At 49.1% G+C, this 7,453-nt stretch carries 8 protein-coding genes; 1 reads left to right on the top strand and 7 read right to left on the bottom strand.

What is annotated here, in order from left to right; all coding sequences use genetic code 11:
- Positions 1 to 245: 245 nt before the first annotated feature.
- From SGI97_07545 to mtnB, 4 genes are all read right to left on the bottom strand, one after another.
- Positions 246 to 1,421 (bottom strand): pyridoxal phosphate-dependent aminotransferase, encoded by a 1,176-nt coding sequence (locus tag SGI97_07545; protein MDZ4723741.1) that lies wholly within the window; start codon positions 1,419 to 1,421, stop codon positions 246 to 248.
- A 91-nt stretch (positions 1,422 to 1,512) separates the two neighbouring features.
- Entirely contained in the window at positions 1,513 to 2,223 is a 711-nt protein-coding gene (gene mtnC, locus SGI97_07540) for an acireductone synthase (GenBank protein ID MDZ4723740.1), read from the bottom strand.
- Positions 2,224 to 2,258: 35 nt separating this feature from the next.
- Complete coding sequence (locus SGI97_07535; protein MDZ4723739.1) at positions 2,259 to 2,825, bottom strand: cupin domain-containing protein; 567 nt, start codon at positions 2,823 to 2,825, stop codon at positions 2,259 to 2,261.
- Positions 2,826 to 2,879: 54 nt separating this feature from the next.
- The gene (gene mtnB / locus SGI97_07530; GenBank protein ID MDZ4723738.1) at positions 2,880 to 3,512 is read right to left on the bottom strand and encodes a methylthioribulose 1-phosphate dehydratase; all 633 of its coding nucleotides are present in this window, start codon (positions 3,510 to 3,512) and stop codon (positions 2,880 to 2,882) included.
- A gap of 162 nt (positions 3,513 to 3,674) precedes the next feature.
- Between mtnB and SGI97_07525 the strand changes: the two genes are divergently transcribed.
- On the top strand, positions 3,675 to 4,046 hold the full coding sequence (locus SGI97_07525) for a hypothetical protein (GenBank protein ID MDZ4723737.1): 372 nt from the start codon (positions 3,675 to 3,677) through the stop codon (positions 4,044 to 4,046).
- A gap of 691 nt (positions 4,047 to 4,737) precedes the next feature.
- On the opposite strand, the gene SGI97_07520 is transcribed toward SGI97_07525, so the two are convergent.
- Genes SGI97_07520 through SGI97_07510 form a run of 3 tightly spaced genes read right to left on the bottom strand, consistent with a single transcriptional unit; the run spans position 4,738 to position 7,272 of the window.
- Positions 4,738 to 6,075 (bottom strand): glycine--tRNA ligase, encoded by a 1,338-nt coding sequence (locus tag SGI97_07520; protein MDZ4723736.1) that lies wholly within the window; start codon positions 6,073 to 6,075, stop codon positions 4,738 to 4,740.
- Between the two features lie 19 nt (positions 6,076 to 6,094).
- Complete coding sequence (recO, locus tag SGI97_07515) at positions 6,095 to 6,901, bottom strand: DNA repair protein RecO (GenBank protein MDZ4723735.1); 807 nt, start codon at positions 6,899 to 6,901, stop codon at positions 6,095 to 6,097.
- A 5-nt stretch (positions 6,902 to 6,906) separates the two neighbouring features.
- On the bottom strand, positions 6,907 to 7,272 hold the full coding sequence (locus SGI97_07510; GenBank protein ID MDZ4723734.1) for a septum formation initiator family protein: 366 nt from the start codon (positions 7,270 to 7,272) through the stop codon (positions 6,907 to 6,909).
- Positions 7,273 to 7,453 lie beyond the last annotated feature (181 nt).

Below are 7,453 nucleotides of genomic sequence, written 5' to 3'. Positions count from 1 at the left end.
ATATAATAACACACCGAGAAAATGTCTGGACTTTCGGACACCTGCAGTCCGCCGCAGGCGGATTGGGGAAAACTGTTGCACTTCAAATGTGAATCCACCCAGTCCTGAGCGCGGGGATGACACCAATTTTTATTTTAGAAATGTCAATCACGTTCAGATCTCAGCATTATTCTTAACGATCTGATCATGAGGCGCCAGAATTGTCATTCCAGGAATACATTCAAAACATTAAAACAGCGCGGACGTCAATCTCTCAGCGCGCGAAGCATCTGCGCCGCCTTGGCCAAATCTTCATCCGGCACGGCAAAACAGAATCGCACCCAGCGGTGGTTTTCCGGATCACTCACAAAATCATCGGCCGGAACGGCCCCCACACGGGTCTTCTCTATCATTCTATCCACAAACGCTTTCGAATCAAGCTTTGGAAACATATTCCTAAAATCGGCCATCGCATAGTACGCCCCCTGCGGACGCATGACATCCAAACCAAGTTCTTCCAAGGCGGCGCAAAACGTATCGCGCTTTTTGAGATACATTGCATTCAGATCCGAATAGAAACTGTCCGGCAGGGTGTCGATGGCATCGGCTACTCCCTGCTGGAGGGGAGCCGGGGCGCAAACATAGATATTGTCCACCAGCGCAATGAGCTTTTCCATTATTCTCGGGGGAGCGACAAGATAGCCAATCCGCCAGCCGGTGATGGCAAACGTTTTGGAGTAGCCACCCATCGTTATCGTATTGTCTTTGAGATCGGGCAGGGAGCCGGGCGATGTGTGCGAGCGGCCATCATAGGTCATGTATTCATAAATCTCATCAGTGACCATCAATACATCCCGGTCTTTGCACAGTTTTCCAATTCGAGTGAGTTCTTCTTGAGAGAAGACTTTGCCGTTCGGATTGCCCGGAGTATTGAGAAGAATGAATTTTACGTCAGGTGTGAGGTAGCGATCGAGTTGTTCCCAATTGATATCCCAGTCCGGCTCTGATAATTCGACATAGCGGGTCTCGGCTTGGTAGCGGCGAAGCGCGTTATCATAATACGGATAATATGGCGAAAAGCTCACTACGGCATCGCCGGGATTGAGAAATGTCGCGCAGATTCCTTCGAAGGCGCCGGTTGTTCCATTTGTAATGGCGATTTCGGTTTCGGGGTTGGCCGTAATGCCGTTATGGTTTTTTAGTTTTTTGGCGATAGCTTTGCGGAGCGAGATAAGACCGTAGGGGCTTGTGTAGCGGTTGATGCCATTGTCCAGCGCACGGTGCGCAGCCGCAAGTACGGTTGGCGGAACCGGAAGCTGGCAGACACCCTGCCCGAGATTTATTCCGTTCACTGCCATGACCCGAAGCGTGATTTTACGCAAACTCGGCGTCTGGATGGATGAAACTTGGTCGGAAAAACCGATTTTCTTTGTCGATATCATTTAACCTCTCTCTTAATTCACAATGTCATGAGTCAGCAACAGGGTAAACATACAAATACAGTGACCACACGCAACAGATATAATATCGCTACTACAGCTTACTGATCTGCAGAAATATCTCGTCGAATGATCGGATCGTTGTGAATGTAGACTCCTGCGGTTTATTGCCCGGACGTACCGAAAGCAGGACCTTGAATCCAGCCTCGTTCGCCGCGCTACATTCGTCGGCAATATCAGAGACAAACAAGCATTCGCCAACAGGAACTCCGATATGGCTGGCAATTGTCCGATAGCTCGACGCTTCTTTTTTAGGGCCGACTTCGGTGTCGAAATATCCGTCTATCAGACCCGATAAATCTCCCTCGATAGAATATGCAAAAAGCGTCTGCTGGGCTTTAACGCTTCCTGACGAATAGATGAATATCTGGCCGCGTTCACTTTTCCATTGGCGCATAGCCGGAGCGACATCGGGAAAGACGACACCGCGAATTGAACCATCGCGATATCCTTCCTCCCAGATTTCCCCCTGAATGTTTTTGAGACCTTGTACTTTTTTGTCGTTATCCATAAGCCAGAGGACATAATCAATAGGTGGGTCGGACCATGCTGGTTTCGATGGCGAGCGCTCGGCGGCATAATCGCTCAAAAGCAACGCCCGGTCGCCATCGCTCAATTGCTCGGTCAGATAGTTTGCGATCCTGACACGAGCATATGGAAACAGTGTCTCGTAGACAAAATCGATGGGTGTGGTTGTGCCTTCGATGTCGAGGAGAAGTACTGTTACTCGTGATAGAAGTGGAATAGGTATGTTGTCCAAGAGCCGTGAGTCTCGAAGATTTACAAAGTCTGCAAGGTAGGCGGAATGAAAGTGAATCCGAAACAGACCGGCATATATCCCTTGTCCACTCCGCTCTCAGAATATCTTGGCGTCCAACCGGACATGTCCTGAAAGAGGCGAATGGCGCGAATACGTTTATCTCCGCAGAGGTCAAACCAATGGTATGTACCGGCCGGAACACGCAACAGGTCCCCTTTTTCGACTTCGATAGCCACCACTGGACTGGTTTTTGGATTGATATGAAAAACGCCGCGTCCTTCTATAATAAAGCGGACTTCGTCTTCGTCATGCCAGTGCTCGCGGTTGAATTTTTCGAGCATAGTCTGCAAATTCGGCGTGTCGGGTTTGACGTCGATGACATCAGCCGTTTGATATCCGCCGGATGCTTTGAGGGTTTCGATTTCGGAAGCATAGGTATTCAATATCGTCTCAGCCGGAACCGAACCGGACAGGTCATGATCCGTATCCCAACGCTCGTAACCGATTCCGATTGTCGACAGATAGTCTTTGACAACCGAAAATTCGGTCAATTCTTTGTTCTGGTCAGGGATGCGCACACTTGCCATTTTTTATTCTCTCCTTATGCTCGTCTCTTTGGCGGGTTCGAAGACGGACCCGCCCTACTTTTCTATTCGTGCCCTTTCACGAGCGAAAACCTCAAACAAAAACTCAAATGCCTCAACATGCCGATAGGCCGACTGGATGGAATCCCCGAAAGCATACAGGCCATGTCCGGCAAGTAAGAAACCATGAATATCGGGCTGTTGTTTCAAAATGACACGAAGTTTTTTTGCAAGTTCGGGCATATTTTGCGAGTTTTCCAAGATGGGAATGGTCTCGGTATGCTCGTGGGTTGTCACCGACGACAATCCCTTGAGAAGCTCAAAGCCGCTGAGAGTCAGTTTTCCAGCCGGTAAAAACTCCCGTGAGAGAATCGTATTCCAGACAGAATGAACATGCAGAACACAGGACGCGACGCCGCGTCCTGCGGCGGCGGTCTCTTCGTAGACGGCAAGATGAAGCAGGTACTCCGCTGATGGTTTTCCTGCACCTGACAAAACATTTCCCCGCGCATCTATCTCAAGCAGGTCATTTGCTAAGAGCGCGGACTTGTCGACACCCGACGGCGACAGTAGCATTCTTAGTTCACTTCCGGGCAAACGCACAGAAAAGTTTCCGGCAGTGGCCGGACACCACCCGCGTGATGCGATACGGGTGATGACCGCACAGAGTTCATTACGGAGTGAGTTCATTGGGGGAATATATGGAGGGAGGTGGGGAGGTGCAAGAGGTGGTGGGGTTGACAAGTGGTCTCGACAAGTGGTCTCGACAGTCCTATTCTACATAAGGAAGAATATTGAATACCTCGTAAATTTGATTGCACAAACTGCGATAAGCCGATTGTCACCTTTCTCATGATTGGGGAACAAGGGATATGTAAAGCCTGCCGCGGTTTTTTTATAGTTTCGGCAGACAGTATTATTACCGAAGCAAAAACGGAATTCAAAGTAGCATCCGGGCCAGATGGAGACAACAGTCCACTTGTAATTGACAACACTCCCACCTCGGCCAAACTTCTGAGAGTCATCGCTTGGGTTGAGCTATTTTGCTCACTAATTTTATCTATGATCAGCCTTGCCCAAGAAAATCAATTGCTTAAAGAACTCGGCATATCAATGACGGCTTTTTGGTTTGTTTCCGGCATAGTAACTTGGGCAATACTCGTGGGATTTGCAGATATCATCACAGATCTTCGACTTTTAAGAATCAAACACTTAGAAAAATGAAAATCCCCACCTAAATAAGACATTCCCACATCCGAAAAGCCATTCGAGAAATTGATAAGTCGGGAATCCCAAAACGGCGAAACTCTTATCGCTACGATCTGTTCCTTGACGGGAATTATTATCCACCTAAATTAGTAATCTCAAAAGCAGCTAAATTTGTTCGAGGTGAAGAACTACCGGCTGGGCTATTCAATGCCGTCACTGCAAAGGATTTTCTTATTAAGGAAGGCTTCACTATCCTCGTAAAGAGCAATGGCCTAAAAAAACACTTGGGTGTCATAATAACTGAGGACGAAGAAACTAGTTTTCCAGAAGGCAGGAAGAGATACCGGTTACACCGCAGTTTCGAGCGAGATCCGAAAATTGTCAGAAAGGCAAAACAGTACAGACTTCAGATGATAGGAGAATTGCGATGTGATGTTTGTGATTTTTCTTTCGCAGACACTTTTGGAAGAGTAGGTGCCGGATTCATAGAAGCACATCATACAATTCCGGTCTCTGAACTTAAGGGAAATCAAATGACAAAAATACCTAATATTGCTCTTGTCTGTTCAAATTGTCACCGCATTTTGCATCGTTCGAAACCAATGCTTTCCATTGCCGCTATGTGGGATCTCTTAAGCATTAATCGTTAACGTCCAAAATAACTCTAACGCGAGCCCCAGCCCGACAGACGGTATAGCATCCCCCCTTACCCGTTCACCTTTTCATCCAAAAATGCCATGATCGCCGGGGTGGTCATGCGCGTTTGTTCCATCGTCTCGCGGTCGCGCACTGTCATCGTCTGATCTTCCAATGACTGGCCGTCGACAGTAATGCAGTACGGGCATCCCGCTTCGTCCATTCGCGCGTAACGCCTTCCGACCGCGCCAGATTCATCATAGAAGACTTTGAATTTCTTTTTCAAATCGTTGTAGACGTTGTTGGCAAACTCAGGCATGCCGTCTTTTTTTACAAGCGGAAATATCGCGGCTTTGATGGGCGCAATTTTGGGAGACAGACGCAGGAACACGCGCTGTTCGTCGTTGATAGTAACTTCGTCGTAGGCATCGACAAGAGTGGTGAGCAAAGTCCGGTCGCATCCGGCTGAGGTCTCGATAATATACGGCACAAATTTTTCGGTGAAGCGCTCGTCGAAATATCTGAGGTCTTTTCCGGTCGCTTTCATGTGGCGGCCAAGATCGAAATCTGTCCGGTTGTGAATACCTTCGAGTTCCTGCCATCCGAAGGGATACTCGTATTCGATATCATAGGCGGCTTTGGCATAATGGGCAAGCTCTCCCTCGCCGTGGTGGTGCCAGCGGAGCTTTTCCATTTTAAGGCCCAGCTGTTTGTACCAGTCCCATCGAATCTCGCGCCAGTATTCGAACCATTTGTCGTCCTCGGAGGGATGAATAAAAAACTGCATTTCCATCTGCTCGAATTCACGGGTGCGGAAGATAAAATTGCCGGGGGTGATCTCGTTGCGGAAGGCCTTGCCGATCTGGGCAATGCCGAAAGGAATTTTTTGGCGGGATGAGTTTTTGACATTCAAAAAGTTGACATATATCCCCTGCGCTGTTTCAGGGCGCATATAGATGACGGCGGACTCGTCTTCGACCGGCCCCATGAACGTTTTGAACATGAGATTGAAATTGCGCGCGGCGGTTAGTTCGCCGCCGCATTCGAACGGAGTTTTTGAGGGTTTCTGCAGGCAGCGGCACTCGGCGAGTTTATCGGCGCGGAATCGTCCCTTGCATGTTTTGCAGTCGATAAGCGGGTCAGTAAACTCCGCGACATGTCCCGATGTGTGCCAGACCTGGGGGTGCATAAGGATTGCGGCATCGAGTCCTTCGATGTCATCGCGGCGGTTGGTCATGGCATTCCACCAGAAGGATTTGATATTGCGCTTGAGTTCCGCGCCAAGAGGGCCGTAGTCCCAGCAGGAGTTCAGGCCGCCGTATATTTCAGATGAAGGGAAAACGTACCCGCGCCGCTTGCAGAGCGAGACGAGTTTTTCCATTGTGTCATTGACGGGTTTAGCGGTCATGGGAGAGTCTATCTTTCTGTTATCCGATTTGCGTTCGTTTCAACTTCTCTAAGAAATCCAATGATTTCAAGTCTGCGCCGACACCGGCATGGTACTGCAAAAATTTCATCAGCGCATCAAGCAACCGTGTGGCATCTTCGTAGCCCATAAACTCGACTGCGGCCTCGTGCAGTGATGCGCGCTGAAGTTTTGACATACGTCGTACCTCGGCCGCCGGAAGGGGAATATAATACTCTCCGGCCCGCTTGCAAGCGGCGCAAACGATTCCTCCCCGTTCCGGCCCGAAGGAAATTGGGTCATTTCCGGCTTGGTTTTCCTCGTTTAGGATTTTTTCAAGCTCTTTGCCGCACCCGGCACAGAATGAAAGAGACGGATGATAGCCGAGATGGGAGATGAGGCGCAGAAAGAAGGTCAGAAATAGAGCCGGCAAGGCGCGTCGGTCGGACTGGTCGATATGGTCGAGGTAGGTGAGAAAATAGTCATATAAATCGGGCTGGGCATGTTCCTGAGGGAGCAAAACATAACAGAGTTCGCAGGCCGCTGAGCCGTAGGCGAGCCGTCCGAGTGTTCCTTCGTGCTCGAAGGAAAATTCGTGAAGCGGTTCGATATCGGATAAATAGCCGCTGCTTTCTTTTTCGGAGGCATAGAACGTGAGGTCGATTCGCGTGAACGGCATCAGCCGCCCGCGTTTGGATTTAAAGGAGCGCCCCCCTTTGTCGACCAGCGGCAGTTTGCCGAAACGACGCGTGAAAAATACCACTGTCCGCGATGATTCTGACCAATTGAATGATTTGAGAATCACTCCCTCCGATTTTTCAATCGGCATGTCGGTCAGTGTCCTCGATGGCGATAGACCGTCTCGTTCGGAAATACCATGTGATATTTTGTTCGCGCAATAAATTTGATATAGAGTGGATTATTTGTCAACATGCCTTTTATACGTTCGGCATCGACAAGCGCGGCAAATTGCTCTCTGTTAGATTGGATTAGACCATCGCGCTCCATCGAAAGTTTTACAACTTGCGGAAGGCTATACGCCCCAGAGAGAAGCGAGTAGCAGAAGATAAAGGCTATCATAACAAAGCCGATCCGAACCGCTCGTCTTCGAAAAAGTGAATCTTCAAGCGAAATCCGCTTGATTAGATTTCCGGCGGGAGCAAAAATCGAGGTCTTGTTTCTATTTACACGGCGTGGCATAGGCAGAAAGGATATGGTCTCAGCAAAGACGAATCAATAAAAAAACTGGGAAATTAATTCCTGTCGTACGATACAGTCTAATTCTCGGAATCTTTTAAGGTGAAGTCAGTCCGCCGCGGCGGACGCCTGACATCAGATATTGAACCCACCGTCCGCCGATGGCGGAGTGGGGTACCCGAGT

It is taken from the genome of Candidatus Zixiibacteriota bacterium, assembly GCA_034439475.1.
Lineage (GTDB): Bacteria > Zixibacteria > MSB-5A5 > GN15 > FEB-12 > JAWXAN01.
This window is presented reverse-complemented; position numbering and strand designations above follow the sequence as displayed.

Coding starts and splice junctions, on each gene's coding strand:
- SGI97_07545 (MDZ4723741.1), bottom strand. CDS start 1,421: ATGATATCGACAAAGAAAATCGGTTTTTCCGACCAAGTTTCATCCATC.
- SGI97_07535 (MDZ4723739.1), bottom strand. CDS start 2,825: ATGGCAAGTGTGCGCATCCCTGACCAGAACAAAGAATTGACCGAATTT.
- mtnB (MDZ4723738.1), bottom strand. CDS start 3,512: ATGAACTCACTCCGTAATGAACTCTGTGCGGTCATCACCCGTATCGCA.
- SGI97_07525 (MDZ4723737.1), top strand. CDS start 3,675: ATGATTGGGGAACAAGGGATATGTAAAGCCTGCCGCGGTTTTTTTATA.
- SGI97_07520 (MDZ4723736.1), bottom strand. CDS start 6,075: ATGACCGCTAAACCCGTCAATGACACAATGGAAAAACTCGTCTCGCTC.
- recO (MDZ4723735.1), bottom strand. CDS start 6,901: ATGCCGATTGAAAAATCGGAGGGAGTGATTCTCAAATCATTCAATTGG.
- SGI97_07510 (MDZ4723734.1), bottom strand. CDS start 7,272: ATGCCACGCCGTGTAAATAGAAACAAGACCTCGATTTTTGCTCCCGCC.